General features: G+C 70.3%; 16 protein-coding genes. 7 read left to right on the forward strand and 9 right to left on the reverse strand.

Annotation, left to right across the window (positions count from 1 at the left end):
* Positions 1-32: 32 nt before the first annotated feature.
* The 3 genes from AB0A97_RS10030 to AB0A97_RS10040 all read right to left on the reverse strand — a co-directional run bounded on the left by AB0A97_RS10030 (position 33) and on the right by AB0A97_RS10040 (position 1,877).
* Positions 33-611 (reverse strand): DUF6113 family protein, encoded by a 579-nt coding sequence (locus AB0A97_RS10030; protein ID WP_361147065.1) that lies wholly within the window; start codon positions 609-611, stop codon positions 33-35.
* The gene (mshB, locus tag AB0A97_RS10035) at positions 608-1,546 is read right to left on the reverse strand and encodes an N-acetyl-1-D-myo-inositol-2-amino-2-deoxy-alpha-D-glucopyranoside deacetylase (protein ID WP_361147067.1); all 939 of its coding nucleotides are present in this window, start codon (positions 1,544-1,546) and stop codon (positions 608-610) included. Before mshB ends, AB0A97_RS10030 begins: the two co-directional genes overlap by 4 nt.
* A gap of 136 nt (positions 1,547-1,682) precedes the next feature.
* Positions 1,683-1,877 (reverse strand): hypothetical protein, encoded by a 195-nt coding sequence (locus AB0A97_RS10040; RefSeq protein ID WP_030020272.1) that lies wholly within the window; start codon positions 1,875-1,877, stop codon positions 1,683-1,685.
* A gap of 233 nt (positions 1,878-2,110) precedes the next feature.
* On the opposite strand from AB0A97_RS10040, the gene AB0A97_RS10045 reads away from it, so the two are divergent.
* Positions 2,111-4,294, forward strand: coding sequence for a prolyl oligopeptidase family serine peptidase (locus AB0A97_RS10045; protein WP_361147070.1), 2,184 nt, complete (start codon positions 2,111-2,113; stop codon positions 4,292-4,294).
* A 16-nt stretch (positions 4,295-4,310) separates the two neighbouring features.
* Here AB0A97_RS10045 and AB0A97_RS10050 read toward each other — a convergent pair whose 3' ends face one another.
* The gene (locus AB0A97_RS10050; protein ID WP_361147073.1) at positions 4,311-5,297 is read right to left on the reverse strand and encodes a hypothetical protein; all 987 of its coding nucleotides are present in this window, start codon (positions 5,295-5,297) and stop codon (positions 4,311-4,313) included.
* 445 nt (positions 5,298-5,742) lie between these two features.
* Here AB0A97_RS10050 and AB0A97_RS10055 point away from each other — a divergent pair, with 445 nt between their 5' ends.
* The 6 genes from AB0A97_RS10055 to AB0A97_RS10080 all read left to right on the forward strand — a co-directional run bounded on the left by AB0A97_RS10055 (position 5,743) and on the right by AB0A97_RS10080 (position 13,104).
* Positions 5,743-6,774: an ABC transporter permease gene (locus tag AB0A97_RS10055; protein ID WP_361147076.1), complete on the forward strand. Its 1,032-nt coding sequence runs from the start codon at positions 5,743-5,745 to the stop codon at positions 6,772-6,774.
* Between the two features lie 89 nt (positions 6,775-6,863).
* Entirely contained in the window at positions 6,864-8,666 is a 1,803-nt protein-coding gene (locus AB0A97_RS10060; protein WP_361147079.1) for an ABC transporter substrate-binding protein, read from the forward strand.
* Between the two features lie 129 nt (positions 8,667-8,795).
* Positions 8,796-9,773: an ABC transporter permease gene (locus AB0A97_RS10065; protein ID WP_361147080.1), complete on the forward strand. Its 978-nt coding sequence runs from the start codon at positions 8,796-8,798 to the stop codon at positions 9,771-9,773.
* A gap of 10 nt (positions 9,774-9,783) precedes the next feature.
* Positions 9,784-10,845, forward strand: a complete 1,062-nt coding sequence (locus tag AB0A97_RS10070) for an ABC transporter ATP-binding protein (RefSeq protein ID WP_361147083.1) — start codon at positions 9,784-9,786, stop codon at positions 10,843-10,845.
* A 17-nt stretch (positions 10,846-10,862) separates the two neighbouring features.
* Positions 10,863-12,017: a dipeptide ABC transporter ATP-binding protein gene (locus AB0A97_RS10075; RefSeq protein WP_361147086.1), complete on the forward strand. Its 1,155-nt coding sequence runs from the start codon at positions 10,863-10,865 to the stop codon at positions 12,015-12,017.
* A gap of 88 nt (positions 12,018-12,105) precedes the next feature.
* Entirely contained in the window at positions 12,106-13,104 is a 999-nt protein-coding gene (locus tag AB0A97_RS10080) for a phospholipase (protein ID WP_361147089.1), read from the forward strand.
* A 27-nt stretch (positions 13,105-13,131) separates the two neighbouring features.
* Here the strand turns inward: AB0A97_RS10080 and AB0A97_RS10085 are convergent, their stop codons facing one another.
* The 5 genes from AB0A97_RS10085 to AB0A97_RS10105 are packed head-to-tail and all read right to left on the reverse strand — an operon-like array spanning position 13,132 to position 18,751.
* On the reverse strand, positions 13,132-14,184 hold the full coding sequence (locus AB0A97_RS10085; protein ID WP_361147091.1) for a dipeptide ABC transporter ATP-binding protein: 1,053 nt from the start codon (positions 14,182-14,184) through the stop codon (positions 13,132-13,134).
* Positions 14,181-15,170, reverse strand: a complete 990-nt coding sequence (locus tag AB0A97_RS10090) for an ABC transporter ATP-binding protein (protein WP_361147401.1) — start codon at positions 15,168-15,170, stop codon at positions 14,181-14,183. The genes AB0A97_RS10085 and AB0A97_RS10090 overlap by 4 nt, the downstream gene beginning before the upstream one ends.
* A 56-nt stretch (positions 15,171-15,226) precedes the next feature.
* Positions 15,227-16,231 (reverse strand): ABC transporter permease, encoded by a 1,005-nt coding sequence (locus AB0A97_RS10095; RefSeq protein ID WP_361147093.1) that lies wholly within the window; start codon positions 16,229-16,231, stop codon positions 15,227-15,229.
* Positions 16,224-17,147 (reverse strand): ABC transporter permease, encoded by a 924-nt coding sequence (locus AB0A97_RS10100; protein WP_361147096.1) that lies wholly within the window; start codon positions 17,145-17,147, stop codon positions 16,224-16,226. The genes AB0A97_RS10095 and AB0A97_RS10100 overlap by 8 nt, the downstream gene beginning before the upstream one ends.
* 17 nt (positions 17,148-17,164) lie before the next feature.
* Positions 17,165-18,751, reverse strand: a complete 1,587-nt coding sequence (locus tag AB0A97_RS10105; RefSeq protein WP_361147404.1) for an ABC transporter substrate-binding protein — start codon at positions 18,749-18,751, stop codon at positions 17,165-17,167.
* Positions 18,752-18,811: the final 60 nt, after the last annotated feature.

Here is an 18,811-nt window from a genome sequence, read left to right on the forward strand (position 1 = left end):
GCGGTCCTGAAAATGATCACTGGGGCCGGTACTTACTTGCCAAGTCGGGCCGCTTGCGCACCGTTGGCCCGCATCTGCGATCCGGTGGCACAGATCACAGCGAGCACGATGCCGCCGACGAGGAAGACGTACGTGCCCAGGCCGGCGCCGAAGAGGAAGTCCCCTTCGGGGCGGGCGTCGCTGAGCAGGATCACGGCCAGCAGCCAGCCCGCGCCCGACGCCAGCACACCACCCGTACGGCCGAGCGCCACCTGCCCCCCGTAGAAGAGGCCGCCGGCCGCCGCCAGCGCCAGCAGCAGCCCACCGGGGAACCACGCCGCCTGGACGAGCCCGCCCGCGGCCGCCACGACCGCGCCGAGGACGAACAGCAGGACGTACGCGGCCACCCGGCCAAGGCTCAGCGGCGCGGCGAGCCCGGTTCCGGCCGCCGCGCCCCGCGCGCTTCCCGCGCCCGCGCCCGCCCCGGCACCGGACCCGGCACCCGTACCGGCGCCGCCACCGGCACCGCCCTTGGCCGCCGCGCCCTTGCCACCCTTGGGGACCGCCGACGCGCCCGCCTTCGGCCCCTTGCCGCCCGACGTGGCCCTGGTGCGCTTCTTCCCGCCGCTCATACCGCCTGCTCCTTCTCGTCCTCGGCGCGCTCCCCGTTCCCCGTGCCGTCCGCCACACCCGCGAAGAGATCGTCCTCGCGCTCCCCTGCCGCGGCGCCGGATCTGCCCCGTACGAGCTGGTAGTACTCGGTTTCGAGCAGGGGCTGCCCCAGGCCGTTGGAGAGCGCGAAGAAGGGGCCCTCGACGGCGATCTGCGTGGCGTGCGCCCGCATCGCCGCCGCCTTCGCGGCCCCGTACCGCTCACCTCCGGAGACCGCGGCGGTCACCACGGTCTCGTCCACGATCCCCGGCACGTCCTCCGCCGCGCCGACGCCGGGGAAGGACGGGCCCGCCGCGCGCAGCCGCGCGAAGCCCTCCTCGACCACCGGGCGCGGATTACGGTTCCAGTAGATCTTGCCGATCCGGTGCGGCGCCCCCAGCTCGGGGCGGAAGTCCGGGTCGGCGGCGAGGTCCGCGGCGCGCATGGCGACGCGGTGCGCCTGGATGTGGTCCGGGTGACCGTATCCGCCGTTGTCGTCGTAGGTGACCAGCACCTGCGGCCGTACCTCGCGGACGACGGCGACCAGGTGACCGGCGGCCTCGTCCAGGTCGGCCCGCCAGAAGGCGCCCGGCCGGTCGTTCTGCGGGGCGCCCATCATCCCGGAGTCGCGGTAGCGGCCGACGCCGCCCAGGAAGCGGTGGTCGGTGACGCCGAGCGCCTCCATGGCGGCGGCCAGCTCGTCGACGCGGTACGGGCCCAGGGCGTCGTCCCGGTCCGGCGCGAGGTGGGCCAGGTCCGGCGGGATGACCTCGCCCTCTTCGCCGCGGGTGCAGGTCACGAGCGTGACCAGGGCTCCTTCGCCCGCGTACTTGGCCATCGTGGCGCCATTGTTGATGGACTCGTCGTCGGGATGCGCGTGCACGAGCAACAGCCGGCGGGCGGGAAGGTCGGTCATGGAGACAGCGTACGAGCCGGGCGGCCGGGACCCCGCATCCCGATCCGGCCCGCCCGGCCCACCCCCGGCTGGAGGCCGGAGCCGCCGCTTCCGCGCACGGGCTCCGGCGGGCGCGCGGCACCGCGCGGGCAGGGGCCTAGAACTTGATGCCGCCGAGCATCCCGGCGACGTTCGTCGTCAATTGCTTGATGGTCGGGCCGATCGAGGAACTGGCCAGATAGAAGCCGAGCAGCATGCACACCAGCGCATGTCCCGTCTTCAGCCCGGACTTCTTGACGAGCAGGAAGACGATGATCGCCAGCAGCACCACCGCCGAAATCGTCAGTGCCACGGCGGCTCACCTCCAAGTACGCACGGTCCGGACAGCGTTGGGACGACGCGGGGCCGACGGGTGACGGCCCCGCGGGCACGGGGATGTCACGCTCCACTCCCATACCCACTCCGCGGAGGGGATCATAACTTTCCACGCTCGCGCATATGTCGGTGCACGGGAGCAGAACGGGGGCGCACGCGATCATCGCGGAAGCGGGCACGGCCGGGGCGCGGCGTCGTAGGCTCCTCCGCATGACCGGACAGCTCTCTTTTCCTCGGCAACACGCCCGTACCCAGCGCTTCTCCCTGGGCGCGCCGCGCGGCTTCGCGGTGGCTCCGGACGGCTCACGCGTCACGTTCCTCCGCTCCCGTACGGGCACCGATCGAGCGAATCTGCTGTGGGTACTGGATCTTGACGAGGGACGGGAGTACGCCGCCGCCGACCCGGCGGCGCTGCTCGCCGGCGCGGACGAGGAGCTGTCGCCCGAGGAGCGGGCGCGCCGGGAACGTACGCGCGAAGGATCGTCCGGTGTGGTGGGCTACGCCGTGGACGCCGCGGTGGAACTGGCCGCCTTCACCCTCTCGGGCCGCCTGTTCACCGCCGAACTGCGCGCCGGCACCGCCCGTGAACTTCCCGTTCCGGGCCCGGTGGTGGACCCCCGCCCGTCGCCCGACGGGCGGCACATCGCGTACGTGTCCCAGGGCCGCCTGCGGGTCGTCCCGGCCGACGCCGCGCCCGGCGACGGCGACAGCGTGCCCGGCGGCGACGGCGTGCCCGGCGACCGTTCCCTCGCCGAGCCGGACGGCCCGGACGTCACCTGGGGCCTCGCGGAGTTCCTGGCGGCCGAGGAGATGGGCCGCTACCGCGGCTTCTGGTGGTCCCCGGACAGCGACCGGGTGCTGGCCGCACGCGTCGACGACGCGCCCGTACGCCGCTGGTGGATCGCCGACCCGGCGCACCCGGACCGCGAACCGGCCCGGGTCGCCTATCCGGCGGCCGGCACCCCCAACGCCTCCGTGGGCCTGGCCCTGCTCGGTCTGGACGGCTCGCGCACGGACGTCACCTGGGACCACGAGCGGTACCCGTACCTGACGCGCGTGCACTGGTCGGCGGCGGGCCCGCCCCTCCTCCTCGTACAGAGCCGTGACCAGCGCGCCCAGCGCTACCTGACGGTCGATCTCAAGACCGGCGCGACCAGCACCGCGCACGCCGACGAGGACCCCCGGTGGGTGGAGCTGACCGCCGGGTCGCCCGCCTGGACGCCGGACGGGCGCCTGGTGCGCGTCGCGGACGAGGGCGGGGCCCGCCGGCTGTTCGTCGGCGACCGGGCCCTGACGGCGGCGCCGCTGCACGTACGGGCCGTGCTGGACATCGGCGAGGACGACGTGCTGTTCACGGCGAGCGGCGAGGAGCTGCACGACATCGGCGTCTACCGCGCCTGGTACCGCGGCAGCGGCGACCAGGGCGGCTGGGAGCGGGTCGGCAAGCGCCCGTACCCGTCGGTGTCCTCCGCGGTGCGCGGCGGGGCGGTGACGGTCCTCTCGCACGCCTGTCCGGACCGGCCGGGGGCGCAGACGGAGGTGGTGCGCCTGGAGGCGGACGGCGGCGAGACCTGGCTGGCCGCGGTCGGCTCGTACGCCGAGGTGCCGGTGCTCGCCACCAGCCCGCGCTTCGTCCTGTCCGGCGAGCGGCAGATCCCCTGCGCGGTGCTGCTGCCGACCGGCTACCGGGCGGAGGACGGGCCGCTGCCGGTCCTCATGGACCCGTACGGCGGGCCGCACGGGCAGCGGGTGGTGGCCGCGCACAACGCCTACCTGACGTCGCAGTGGTTCGCCGATCAGGGCTTCGCGGTGGTCGTCGCGGACGGGCGGGGCACCCCGGGCCGCTCCCCCGAGTGGGAGAAGGCCATCCACCGGGACCTGGCGGCGGTGGTCCTCCAGGACCAGGTCGACGCGCTGCACGGGCTCGCCGACCGCTTTCCGCTGGACCTGGACCGGGTCGCGATCCGGGGCTGGTCCTTCGGCGGCTATCTGGCCGGGCTGGCGGCGCTGCGCCGCCCCGACGTCTTCCACGCCGCCGTCGTGGGCGCCCCGGTCACCGACCAGCGGCTGTACGACACCCACTACACGGAGCGGTACCTGGGGCACCCGGACGAGGACCCGGCGCTCTACGCCGAGAACTCCCTGGTCGACGACGACGGCCTGGTGGGCGCCGTGAAGCCGCACCGGCCGATGATGATCGTGCACGGGCTGGCGGACGACAACGTGGTGGTGGCGCACACCCTGCGGCTCTCCTCCGCGTTGCTCGCGGCGGGCCGGCCGCACGAGGTGCTGCCGCTGTCGGGCGTCACCCACATGACACCGCAGGAGCAGGTGGCCGAAAATCTCCTGCTGTTGCAAGTCGACTTCCTGAAGCGCTCGCTGGGGACGGGCTGAGCCGTCCGGCTCTCCTTCACCAGTTCGGCGGAAGGTCCGAGGGCGGGGGCGGCGGCACGTACCCCGGCGGCAGCCGCCCGCCCACGGCCCCGCGCGTTGCGGCCGCCCCGGCCGCCGGGCGGGCCAGCGCCAGCAGCACCACAAGACCGGCCAGTACGGTGAACGCGGCGGTGGCGACGTCGAGTTGCGTGCGTGGGGCCAGGGCACGGAAGTGTCCGATCAGTCCCGCGCGCTGCTCGGCGGCCAGCACCGCGGCACCGTGCGCCACCAGGAGTGACGCGGTCAGCAGGCCCAGTGGCCGTAAGGACGCCGAGCGCCGGGCCGCCCCGACGGCGGACACCAGGGACAGCAGCGCCAGAGACAGCAGGGTCCAGTTGACCGGAGGCTGCAAGAGCGCGCGGTACGTGTCACCGACGACACTGCCCCAGTACGCGCTCCACCCCAACTCCCTTAGCGAGTAGACCTGCCAGGCCGCCAGTATCAGGCCGGAGCAGGCCAGCAGCAGCAAGGCCACCACCGCGGGTGCGCGGCGCAGGCGACTCTCCCGGCGGTCCGCGCCGCTCCGTCCGGCCGAGGCGGCGATCAGCAGCAGGCCACTCACCACAAGGGCGACACCGGCCGTGATCAGCGCCCACTCCCTGGCCCCGGCCCCCGCCCCGGGAAGCCCTTCCGCGCCGAGGTTCCACAGCGGCGGCGCCCGGAACAGCAACGTCACCCCGGCCACCGCGCCCAGCGCGCACGGGGCGGACGGCGAGCGGCGCAGCACCGCCACCGCCGCGAGGAGGCAGCCGAGCCCCGACACCGGGTCCAGCAGCGTGGTCGCCCACACCCGCGCGCCGTCCGGCCGCGTCGGCACAGCCGCCCACACCCACCAGAGGTCCGAGGGGCGTTGCGCCACGAAGAGGTCGCGAGTGATCCATCCGGCGCTCAACAGCGCGAGCAGCAGGCACAACAGCGCGCCGAACCCTCCGACACCGCGCGCGCGAGCCCTTCTCCGCCCCATGTCGTGGCCCACCCCCTGCCCCCGCACGGACAGGTCTACTCCACCCACCGCACCGGGACAACCGCGCGGCAGCAGACGGCGGACGGCGGGCGCGCCGCCGCCGGCCGGGGTGATCGCAGGGCCACCCCGGCCGGTTCACGGCACCCGCACGGCCGTACGCTGTCGAGTATGGCGCGTCCGTATATCGGCGTGACGACAGTCAAGTTGCCCCGGCGTTACGGACGTTGAGCAGGATATGTCGCCCATGCCGTACGCCGCGTACCGCTGTCAAGCACGCCATGGCGTCAATCTGCGCAATCTTCGCTCAAGAAGAGGACACCGCCCCACCGAGCGTTCGCCGTCCTCTTGACTGGGCCATAAATCACTTGCCAAAGTCCGCTCAACCAGCGGTGCGAATCAGCTCCGCTTCCTGTTGCAAGTGAACTCGGTGCGGGGGAACTTCGCGATGACCAGTCCGTCCCAGACCGCGGTAACGCAGACCGATCCCTCCGGACTCGGACCCGAAGGGCTGCGGAAAGTCAAGGACCGCAAGGGTGGGGAACTGGTCGGCCGTTCCCCCGGCCAATTGATGTGGATCAGGTTCAAGCGCGACCGGACCGGAGTGATCAGTGGCTGCGTCGTACTGGCGTTCTTCTTGATCGGTCTGCTCGCCCCGCTGATCTCCGCGCTGTACGGCAAGGATCCGTACACCCGGTACGGACAGATCACTCCGGGCCTGCTGGTGAACGGATATCCGGCGCAGCCGAACGGAGGCATCTCTTCTGAATTCTGGTTCGGAATCGAACCGACCCTCGGGCGTGACGTGTTCATGCAACTCGTCTACGGCATCCGCACCACCCTTTACCTCTCGGTCGCCATCACTCTCGTTTCGGTGCTCACGGCAATCGTCATGGGAGTCGCCGCCGGATACTTCGGCGGCCGGGTCGACTACTTCATCGGCCGCGTCATCGACCTGCTGATGGCCTTTCCCAACCAGCTCTTCTTCGTCGCGTTCGTCCCCGTGGTCGGCGCGATCTTCGTGGCCCCCGAGGACGCGATGGCGACCTGGATGCGCTGTCTCATTCTCATCCTGGTGCTGTGGTTCCTGGGCTGGATGAGCCTGGCCCGGCTGCTGCGCGGCACCGTCCTGTCGCTGCGCGAGCGCGAGTTCATCGACGCCGCCAAGGTCAGCGGCGCCTCCCCGGCCCGGATCATCCGGCGTGAGCTGCTGCCGAACGTGATGACGCCGATCCTGGTGCAGACGACCTACATGCTCCCCAACTTCGTCACCTCGATCGCGGGCCTGTCCTTCCTCGGCGTCGGGCTCGTCGAACCCACCCCGGACTGGGGCCGGATGTTCGCCAACGCGGCGGACTACTACCGCAACGACATCACGTACTTGTTCTTCCCCGGCATCGCGATGGTGCTCTTCATCGTCGCGTTCAACCTCCTCGGGGATTCCGTCCGGGATGCCTTCGACCCGAAGCGCGCCCGGTGAACCGTGTTCCACGGGGGGTGCTGCCACCCCAGCACCGCACACGTCAGGCAGCGGCCACGGAACTACGACAGGCAGGTGCATCCACCACCATGAACACAGCCCGTACGCACAGAGCGCGCGCCACGGTCGTGGCGCTGTCCGCGGGGGCCCTGGTCCTGACCGCCTGCAGCAGCGGCGCCGGTCAGGGGGCGGAGGACGACCAGGGACGCAAGAAGGCCGAGGGCCAGCGCGCCCAGATCGCCTTCGGCGACGCCAAGGCGTCCACCGGGCCGGCCGAGCCGGTGCCCGGCGCGACCCCCGGCGGCACGATCAAGGTCTACCAGCGCGACACCTACGACCACCTGGACCCGGCGCAGATCTACGTCAGCGACGAGGGCACCCTCTCCACGCTGATCTTCCGCCGGCTGACCTCCTACCACCTGGACAACAAGGGGAAGTACACGGTCGTCGGCGACCTGGCGACGGACAGCGGCAAGTCCACCGACGGCGGCCGGACCTGGACGTACACCCTGAAGAAGGGCGTGAAGTTCGAGAACGGCCGACCGATCACGTCCAAGGACATCCGGCACACCTTCGAGCGGACCTTCGCCAACTTCATCTCCAACGGCCCGACGTACGTCCAGCGCTGGCTGGCCGACGCGGAGGGCAACGAGTACCGCAAGCTGCTGCCGGGCGGCCCGTACGGCGGCAAGCACCTGCCCGACAGCGTGCTGGAGACCCCGGACGAGAGCACCATCCGCTTCCACTTCAAGAAGCCGGTGGGCGACCTCCCGTACGCGCTGGCGATGGCCGGTTACGCCGTCGTACCGGAGCAGGGCGACACCAAGGAGCGGTACGACAAGGCCCCGGTCTCCTCCGGGCCGTACAAGATCGCGCCGGGATCGTTCAAGTCCGGCAAGGGCATGTCCCTGGTCAAGAACCCCAACTGGGACCCGGACACGGACATCACCCGGCACCAGTACGTGGACAAGTTCGACATCCAGTTCGGCGTCTCCTACCCCGACTCCACCCAGCGGCTGATGTCCGACAGCGCCGACAACCAGACGGCCGTCAGCTTCAACAACCAGGTCGACGCGGCCAGCCTCCAGCAGGTGGCCTCCACCCCGGACATCAAGAAGCGCTCCACCAGCGGCTACCAGCCCTACGTCGGCGTCATCAACTTCAACATGAAGCGCCTGAAGGACAAGAAGGTCCGTGAGGCCATCGCCCACGCGATCCCGATCCAGGCGGTGCTGGACGCGTTCGGCACGCCGGGCGGCGGCGAGCTGGCGGGCAGCTACATCAGCCCGACGCTGACCGGGCACAAGGACATCGACCCGTACGGCAAGCTCAAGAAGCCGATGGGCGACGTGGAGAAGGCCAAGCAGTTGCTCAAGGAGGCCGGCAAGGTCGGCATGAAACTGACCTTCGCCTACACCAACGCGCCCGAGCCGCAGAAGTACTCGGTCGCGATCGCCGACAACCTGCGCAAGGCCGGCTTCAACGTGCAGAACAAGGACCTGCCCTCGGACACGTACTACGACATCATCGGCAAGGTCGACAACCAGTTCGACATCTACCCGTCCGCGTGGGGCGCCGACTGGCCCAGCTCGCTGACCGTCATCCCGCCGGTCTACGACGGCCGCCAGATCCAGGACAACGCGCCGAACTACTCGCACTACAACAACCCGGCCGTCAACAAGGAGATCGACCGGATCTCCCAGATGACCGACCAGAAGCAGGCCGCGCACGACTGGTTCGCGCTCGGCGAGAAGATCCTCAAGGAGGACCTGCCGCAGCTGCCGACCTTCTACTACAAGCAGATCCAGCTGCACGGCTCCAAGGTCGGCGGGGTGGTCAACAACGACATCATCAGCTCCGTCGACCCGACCAAGATGTTCGTGAAGAAGTAGCGGGGCCGGCGCCCCGGCGCCGCCCGCGCGCCGTGCGCCGCCCGCGTCCGGTGTGCCCGCCGTCCCGGGCGGGCGCACCGGCCCGGCGCACTCCCGACCCTCTGGCTGCCCAAGAGAGCTGCGACCGCCATGCTGCGTTTTCTCTTCCGCCGGTCCCTCGGCGCGATCGTGATCCTGCTGATCATCAGCGCGTTCACGTTCTTCCTCTTCTTCGCCGCCCCCCGGGATCCCGCGCTGCTGGCCTGCGGAAAGAACTGCACGCCTGACGCCATCGCAGTGATCCACAAGAATCTCGGGCTCGACAAACCCGTACCGGTCCAGTACTGGCTGTTCATGTCCGGCATCGTCACCGGGCGGGATTTCGCCGTGGGGCACTGCCCCGCCCCCTGCTTCGGCTATTCCTTCGCCAACGGCGACCCTGTCTGGGACACGATCGTGGACCGGTTCCCTACCACCGTCTCGCTGACCATCGGGGCCGCCGCGGTGTTCCTGAGCGTCGGTGTCGGAACCGGAATGATCGCCGCCTGGAAACAGGGCCGGCTCATCGACAAAATCTTCAGCTCGTCCTCGCTGGTGCTCTCCTCGATGCAGATCTATTTCATCGGGCCGATCGTGCTCGCGCTGCTGGTCTACAACCTCGGCTGGTTCGGTCAGCCGAAATACGTGCCGATCACCGAGGATCCGCTGGGCTGGTTCCTGGGGCTGATCATTCCGTGGTGCGTGCTGTCCGTCATCTTCACCGCGCAGTACACGCGTATGGCCCGCTCGTCGATGATCGAACAGTTGCAGGAGGACCACGTACGGACCGCCAAGGCCAAGGGAATGGCGTCCCGTACGGTCTTCTTCCGTTACGCCTGGCGCGGCTCGCTCATTCCCATCGTGACCATTTTCGGTATCGACCTGGGGTCGCTGTTCGGCGGCGCGATGATCACCGAATACACCTTCGCGCTGCCCGGCCTGGGGACCCTCGCCGTGAAGTCGGTGCAGAACACCGACCTGCCCATGACCATGGGCGTGATGCTGTTCGCCGCGACCTTCATCATCCTGTTCAACATCGTGGTGGACGCCTGCTACGCGTTCATCGACCCGCGCGTGCGGCTGTCCTAGGAGAGGCCCCGTGTCCACACTCACCCAGCCCGCGGGCGCGCCGGCCCCGGCCGCCTCGGACCCGTTCCTGTCCGTACGCGACCTGTACGTGCGGTTCGCCACCGAGGACGGCGTCGTCAAAGCGGTCGACGACCTCTCCTTCGACCTGGAGCGCAGCCGTACCCTCGGCATCGTCGGCGAGTCCGGCTCCGGCAAGTCGGTCACCAACCTCGCCATCCTGGGCCTGCACAGCCCCAGCCACACGACGATCACCGGCGAGATCCTGCTGGACGGCGACGAGCTGACCGGCGCCCGGGAGCGGGACCTGGAGAAGCTGCGCGGCAACAAGATGGCGATGATCTTCCAGGACCCGCTGACGTCGCTGTCGCCGTACTACACGGTGGGCCGCCAGATCGCCGAGCCGTTCGTCAAGCACACCGGCGCGAGCAAGCGCGAGGGCCGGCAGCGCGCGGTCGAGATGCTGGAGAAGGTGGGCATCCCGCAGCCGACGCTGCGGGTGGACGACTACCCGCACCAGTTCTCCGGCGGGATGCGGCAGCGCGCCATGATCGCCATGGCGCTGGTGTGCAACCCGTCGCTGCTGATCGCCGACGAGCCGACCACCGCGCTGGACGTCACCGTGCAGGCGCAGATCCTGGACCTGCTCAAGGACCTCCAGCAGGAGTTCGGCTCGGCGATCATCCTGATCACCCACGACCTGGGCGTGGTCGCCAACACCGCCGACGAACTGCTGGTGATGTACGCCGGGCGGGCCGTCGAGCGCGGCACCGTCAAGGAGATCCTCACCGAGCCGCACCACCCGTACACCTGGGGGCTGCTGGGCTCGATGCCGCGGCTGTCGGCGAGCGTGGAGGAGCCGCTGACACCGATCCCCGGCACCCCGCCGAGCCTGCTCTCCCCGCCGACGGGCTGCCCCTTCCACCCGCGCTGCGGTTTCGTCTCCGAGGTCGGCGGCACCCGCTGCCAGGACGAACGCCCGCCGCTGGCCCCCGGCCGGGCGGCGGCCTGCCACCTGAGCCCCGAGCAGAAACACACCCTGTTCACCGAGCAGATCAAGCCCCGGCTGGGCTAGGAAGCGAAGCGACGACCATGAGCGCACCCGAAGACGTCATCGTGCCCGCTCCCCGGCCGGCCGCCGCCGGACCCGGCGAGGTGCTGCTGACCGCCCGGGGCCTGACCAAGCACTTTCCGATCATGGCCGGGTTCCCGTTCAAACGGCGGGTCGGCGCGGTGCAGGCGGTGGACGGCATCGATCTGACCGTGCACAGCGGCGAGACGTTCGGCCTGGTCGGCGAGTCGGGTTGCGGCAAGTCCACCACCGGGCGGCTGCTGACCCGGCTGCTGGAGCCGACCGCGGGAACGATCACGTACCGGGACCGGGACATCACCCACGCCGGGCGCAGGGAGCTGGCGCCGGTCCGCTCCGAGATCCAGATGATCTTCCAGGACCCGTACTCGTCGCTGAACCCGCGGCAGACGGTCGGCACCATCATCGGCGGGCCGATGGAGATCAACGGCATCGCCCCGGAGGGGGGCATGGAGCGGCGGGTACGCGAACTCCTGGAGATCGTCGGCCTGAACCCGGAGCACTACAACCGCTTCCCGCACGAGTTCTCCGGCGGCCAGCGCCAGCGCATCGGCGTCGCCCGCGCCCTCGCCCTGGAGCCGAAGCTGATCGTCGCGGACGAGCCGGTCTCCGCGCTGGACGTCTCCATCCAGGCCCAAGTGGTCAACCTTCTCCAGGAGTTGCAGCGGGAGCTGAACATCGCGTTCCTGTTCATCGCGCACGACCTGGCGATCGTACGGCACTTCAGCCAGCGCGTCGCGGTGATGTACCTCGGCAAGATCGTCGAGGTCGGCGACCGGGAGTCCATCTACCAGCGGCCGCGCCACCCGTACACCCACGCGCTGCTCTCCGCCGTCCCCGAGGCCCGGCTGCTGGACGCACAGGAGGAAGCGGAGGACCGCGAGCGCATCCGGCTGGCCGGCGACGTCCCCTCACCGATCAACCCGCCGTCCGGCTGCCGGTTCCGTACCCGCTGCTGGAAGGCGCGCGACAAGTGCGCCGCCGAGGAACCGCCGCTGGTGCAGATCACCGGCAACGTCGGCGGACACCTGACGGCGTGTCACTTCCCGGAGGAGCCCACGACGGCGGCGCGGGACGCGGACATCGTGCTGGACCCGGCACTGGCGGCGATCGAGGACGCGGTACCCGGGCCGGAGGCGGGGGACGAGGGGGCCTGAGCGGCCGGGGCGCCGGCCCGCGTCCCCCGGTGTCGGATCAGCCGTCCGGGGCAGGTGCCGAGGACACACCGGCTCCACACAAGGACAGATGACACATATGGCTCACCGCTCCCCGGCCCGGATACGCACCCGCGTGCCCCTCCTGGCCACCACCGGCGTCCTGACGCTCCTCTGCGCGAGCACCCCGGCCGCCGCTGCCACCACCGGCCCCCACCGGCCCGCGCCGCGCCCCACCTACGCCATCGCCCACCGGGTGCTGACCGCCGACGGCGTGGACGCGGCGCTGCGGCACGGCGCCAACGCCGTCGAGATCGACGCCACCGCCTGGAAGAAGGGCTGGTGGGCGGATCACGACGGCACCCCCACCAGCGCCGGTGACACGATGGAGGCCGTGCTCCAGCGCATCGCCCAGCGGCGCAGCGAGGGCAAGACCGTCACCTTCGTGTGGCTCGACATCAAGAATCCGGACCACTGCCGCAGCGATGACGCGAAGTGGCGGCACTGCTCGGTGGCGGCGCTTCGCGACCTGGCCCGCCGCACCGTGGAGAAGCAGGGCGTACGCGTGCTCTACGGGTTCTACGGCACCGAGGGCGGCACCGGCTGGAAGGACGTCACGACCGGCCTGCGCCCGCTCGAAGGGATCGACGTCAGCGGCAACGCCGCGGACGTGGCGAAAGCCTTCGCGACCCACGGCTCCCGCATCCCCGCGCACCAGCGCGTGATGGACAAGGGCCTCTTCAGTATCGCGCTCGGCGCCCGCAAGATCACTTCCGAGCTCCGGGCCGGCGCCGAGGCCCGTCACCGCAAGGAATTCGCCTCGACGGCCGGCTGGACGGTCGGCACGGGCGACGCGAAGAACGTCGCCGAGCTGCTGGCACCGTACGCGGCAGGCGGGGCCGAAGCCGACAGCCTCATCTACGGGCTGCGCGCCGCCTGTTACCCGGACGGCACGTCCGGGTGGCGCGGCGGCTGCGGCACCGACGGGTCCGCCGTGAAGAAGGCACTGTCCTCCGTCACCGATTACGTCGCCGGGCACCCGGCCGAGCGGCGCATGGCCACCAACAGCGACGTGCCCTTCGGGAGCTGAAACCGGGACCGCGGACGGCGCGGCCCGCTACCCGCCCGGCACGACCTGCCGTTCCTCCGCGAAGTGGCACGCCGAGGCGTGCCGGGCCGGGCCCGTCACCCCCGCGAAGCCCTCCGGCACGTCCAGCGGCGGCACCTCCAGCGCGCAGCGCTCCCGCGCCTTCCAGCAGCGGGTACGGAAGCGGCAGCCGGACGGCGGGTCGGCCGGCGAGGGCACGTCGCCGCTCAGCAGGATGCGGTCGCGCCGGGCACGCGCCTCGGGGTCCGGTACCGGTACGGCGGAGAGCAGGGCCTGGGTGTACGGGTGCGTCGGATGCCCGTAGATCTCGTCCTCCGTGCCGACTTCGGCGAAGCGGCCGAGGTACATCACCGCGACCCGGTCGGAGATGTGCCGGACGACCGACAGGTCGTGCGCGATGAAGACGTACGACAGGTCGAACTCGTCCTGAAGCCGTTCCAGCAGGTTGACGACCTGCGCCTGGACGGAGACGTCCAGCGCCGAGACCGGCTCGTCCGCCACGATCACCTCGGGGCGCAGCGCCAGCCCACGCGCGATGCCGATGCGCTGGCGCTGCCCGCCGGAGAACTGGTGCGGATAGCGGTTGATGTACTCCGGATTGAGCCCGACCACGTCCAGCAGGTCCTGGACCTTCCGCCGCCGGTCCCCCTTAGGAGCCACCTCCGGGTGGATGTCGTAGGGCTCGCCGATGATGTCCCCGACCGTCATGCGCGGGTTCAGCGAGGTGTACGGGTCCTGGAACACCATCTGGATGTTGCGGCGCACGGCCTTCAGCGCGCGCCCCGACAGCCTGGTGATGTCCTCGCCCCGGTACAGGATCTGTCCGCCGGTCGGCTTCTCCAGCCCGACCAGCAGCTTGGCGACCGTCGACTTGCCACAGCCGGACTCCCCCACGATCCCCAGCGTCTCGCCCTTGCGCAGGGTGAAGGAGACGGTGTCCACGGCCTTGACCGAGCCGATCTGCCGGCGCAGCACGATGCCGCGCGTCAGCGGGTAGTGCTTGGCCAGGTCCCGTACGTCGAGGACGGTTTCCCCCGCGCGCCCAGCCGCCTCAGCGTTCACCGGCGGTCTCCTCGCTCACTGATGGTCTCCTCCCAGAAGTGGCAGGCGCTGGCCCGGCCCGGTGCCACGTCGTAGAGCGGCGGCCGGTCCGTACGGCAGATGTCCTGCGCCTTGGGGCAGCGCGGGTGGAAGGGGCAGCCCGGCGGAATCGCGGTCAGGCTGGGCGGCAGTCCCTTGATCGCGTACAGCTCCCTGCCCTTCTGGTCCAGGCGCGGGATGGAGTCGAGCAGACCGCGAGTGTACGGGTGGGCGGGCGCCCGGTAGAGGTCGTGGACGGGGGCGGTCTCCACGATCCGGCCCGCGTACATCACCGCGATCCGGTCGGCGACGTCCGCGACAACCCCCAAGTCGTGGGTGATCAGCACCAGCCCCATGGCGTACTCCCGCCGCAGCTCCGCGAGCAGATCCATGACCTGGGCCTGGACCGTCACGTCGAGCGCCGTCGTCGGCTCGTCCGCGATGATCAGGTCGGGGCCGAGGGCCAGCGCCATCGCGATCATGATGCGCTGGCGCATCCCGCCGCTGAACTGGTGCGGATAGTCGCCCACCCGGCTCCTGGCGGCCGGGATGCGCACCCGGTCCATCAGCTCGGCCGCGCAGGCACGTGCCTCCCTGCGGGACATCCCCCGGTGCACCTCGAACATCTCCCCGAGCTGCGCCCCCACGCTCAGCACGGGGTTGAGCGCCGACAACGCGTCCTGGAAGATCATCGCCAGCTTGGTGCCGCGCATCCCGCGCCGCTCCTCGGCGCTCATCCGCAGCAGGTCCCGCCCGTGAAAGAGGACCTCACCGCCCGTGATGTGCCCCGGTGGCGTGTCCAGGATGCCCAGAACGGCCTGCGCGGTCACCGATTTGCCCGAGCCCGACTCCCCCAGTACGGCCAGCGTCTCGCCCGCGCGCACCCGGTAACCGACCCCGTTGACCGCGTGCGCCACACCGTCCCGCGTACGGAACTCCACCTTCAGGTCCCGCACGTCCAGCAGCACACCGCCGCCGGAACCGGCCTCCTGCCGCAACCCCTCAGCCGTCATCCACCGTCTCCTCAGCGCAACTTGGGATCGAGGGCGTCGCGCACCGCGTCGCCGAGCATGATGAACGCCAGTACGGTCAGGCTGAGCGCGCCGGCCGGCCACAGCAGCATGTGCGGCGCGTTGCGGATCTGCTTGGACGCCTCGGAGATGTCGATGCCCCAGGAGACGGTCGGTGGCTTCAGGCCGACGCCCAGATAGGAGAGCGTCGCCTCCAGCGCGATGTACGTGCCGAGGGCGATGGTCGCCACGACGATCACCGGCGCGACCGCGTTGGGCGCCAGGTGCCGCAGCAGCAGCCGGGTGTTGCCGGCCCCCAGCGCCCGCGCCGCCTGCACGAAGTCGGCCTGTTTGACGGTCAGTACGGAACCGCGGGCGATCCGCGCGAGCTGCGGCCAGCCCAGCAGCACGATGAACCCGACGACCGGCCATACGGAGCCGGACGGCACCACGGACAGGAACACGAGACCGCCCAGCAGCATCGGGATGGCGAAGAACATGTCGGCGATCCGCGAGAGCAGCGCGTCCCACCAGCCGCCGAAGAATCCGGCCAGCCCGCCCAGCACCCCGCCGAGGAGGGCGGCTCCGGCCGTGGCGCACACGCCGACCGTGACGGAGGCCCGGGCCCCGTACACCGTCCGCGCGAAGACGTCGCAGCCCTGGGTGTCGAACCCGAACGGGTGGCCGCTGCGCGCGCCTTCCTGCGACAAGGTGATGTCGCAGTCCAACGGATCGGTGCCGGTCAGCAGGGACGGCCAGACCGCGACCAGCAGGAAGAACAGGATCAGCAGGCCGGACACGATGAAGACGGGGCTGCGGCGCAGGTCGTGCCAGGCGTCCGACCACAGGCTGCGGGCCCGGCCGCCGGCCGGCTGCACGCCGGCCCCCTGCGGAGCCCCCGGGGCCCCGGGCACCTCCGGTGTCCCGCCGAGCCCGCCCATGGTCTCCGCCTCGACAGCGGGCAACGGCGTTCCGCCGCCCGCCGTCCGGAACGGCTCGGGACGCTCGGGTTCAGGCATAGCGGATCCTCGGGTCGAGCACGGCGTACAGGAGGTCGACGATCAGGTTCGCCAGCAGGAAGACGATGACCAGGACGGTCACGAAGCCGACGACGGTCGGAGAGTTCTGGCGGACGATGCCCTGGTACAGCTCGTAGCCGACGCCGTGCACGTTGAAGATCCGCTCGGTGACCACCGCGCCGCCCATCAGCGTGCCGATGTCCGCGCCGATGAAGGTGACCACCGGGATCAGCGAGTTGCGCAGCAGGTGCCGGACGACGATCCGGCGCCGGGGCAGGCCCTTGGCGACGGCCGTACGGACGTAGTCGGCGCGGGCGTTCTCCGCGATCGACGTCCGGGTGAGCCGGGTGACGTACGCCAAGGACACCAGCGCCAGCACACAGCCCGGCAGCAGCAGTTCGTCCAGCGGCGCGCCCAGGGCGACGGCCGGGCTCACCCACGCCCACTTCACGCCCAGCAGGTACTGGAGCGCGTACCCGCTGACGAACGTCGGTACGGACACCACGATCAGCGTGAGCACCAGCACCCCGGAGTCCAGCAGCCGCCCCCGCCGCAGCCCGCTGAGCACGCCGAGCGTCACCCCGACGACGATCTCCGCGACGATCGCGACGACGGTGAGCCGCAGGGTGACGGGAAAGGCGGTACCCATCTTGTCCAGGACCTGCTGCCCGTCGAAGGTGGTGCCGAAATTCCCCGTGAAGATCTGCCCCATGTAATGCAGGTACTGCTGCCACAGCGGCTGGTCCAAATGAAGCTCACGGCGGATCTGCGCGGCCGTCGCCGGGTCGGGTGCACGGTCACCGGAGAGGGCCGCGACCGGGTCACCGAGCGCGTACACCATCACAAAAATGAGAAACGTGGCACCGACGAAAACCGGCACCATCTGCAGCAGTCGCCGAATGACATAACGCCCCACGGCCGTCCACCCGCCCCTCAGCCCTTGATCGTGATCTGGCCGTACACCGGAACACTGAAGGGATTCAGCGCGACATTCTCGACCCGTTCCCCGTACCCGCCACTACCGTTCTGGTACCAGAGCGGGATCGCGGGCATCTCCCGGGCCAGAATCCGCTCGGCCCGGTGATACGTGTCGTTCACCTGCCGCAGCTCGCTCTCCGCGTTGGCCCGGCTCACCAGTCCGTCGAACTCCTTGTTGCTCCAGCCCGAGTCGTTGGACGACGCGCCGGTGAAGTACTGGCTCTGCAGAAAGGTCTGGATCAGCGGATAGTCCATCTGCCAGCCGGCCCGGTAAGGCCCGCTCATCTTCTTCTGCGTGACCTTGGTGCGGTAATCGGCGAAGGTTCCCATCGGCGCACCGTCACACACATGCCGGCCCAACGCCTTGTTCACGCTGTTGCACAGCGCGTCCACCCACAACTTGTGAGACCCGGTGTCCGCGTTGTACGTCACCTTCATCGAACCGCCGGGAATCCCGCCCCCTTCGGCGACCAGCTTCCGGGCCCCGGCCGGATCGTACGTACACGCGTCACCGCACAGGCCCGCCCGGTAGCCGCCGTGCTCCCCCAGGGCCATCGCGGTCCAGTCGGTGGCGGGCGTCCGCGTCCCCCGGAAGATCTGCCGGGTGATCGCCGGCCGGTTGACGGCCATGGAAATCCCCCGCCGGACCTTCTCCACTCCCGCCTTCGACCACTTCTCGTCGTACATCGGGAACGACAGCGTCTGGATGATCCCCGCAGGCTGGTTGATGTAGCGCCCGCCCAGATCCTTCTTCACATGCTTCAACTGCGGAGCCGGCACATCATCGACCAGATCCAGATTCCCCGCCATCAAATCCGTGTAAGCAGTGTCATTGTCCGTATAAACCTGAAGATCAACTCCACCGTTCCGCGCCCGGTCCGGACCCGGGTACTTTCCCCACCTCCGCAGCCGCATGACCCCGCCCTTGGCATACGACTGCACCGCGTACGGCCCATTGCCGACCGGTTTCGCCAGCCACGCGTCGTGATCGGTGAAGAACAACCGGGGCAGCGGCAGAAAGGCGTTGTATCCGAGCATGTCCGGCCACAGCCCGAACTTCCTGTTCAGCCGCACCGTAAAAGTGAACTCGTTCCGTACCCGCAGCCCACGCATCGTCTTCGCCGTCGGCTTCTCCCCCGCCCCCTCGGGGTGCACGTCCTCATACCCCTCCACATAACTGAAGAACGGCGCCCCCTGCTGCCGGTTGGTGACCAGCGCCCCGTAATTCCAGGCGTCCACGAAGGACCGCGCGGTCACCTTTTCCCCATTGCTGAACGTCCACCCCGGCTTGACCTTGACAGTGAAATTCCGCGCATCCGGCGACTCGACCGACTCCGCGACCATGTTCTCCGCGACAGCGGTCCGCGGGTTGTACCGCTTCAGCCCCCGGAAAGCGAGATCGAGCACCTTGCCGCCCTGCACATCGGTGGTGTTGGCCGGCTCCACCGGATTCTGCGGGTCACCCCAGGACGCCCGGACGACCGTGGGGTCCTGCCCGCCCCCACCACACCCGGCAGCGGCCAGGGCAGCCACGGCGGCCACACAGACCACCGACCCGACGCGCCAGGCTCCACCCAACGAGCTGCCTCCTCAGAACCGCGA

The organism is Streptomyces sp. NPDC045470 (assembly GCF_040646595.1).
Lineage (GTDB): Bacteria > Actinomycetota > Actinomycetes > Streptomycetales > Streptomycetaceae > Streptomyces.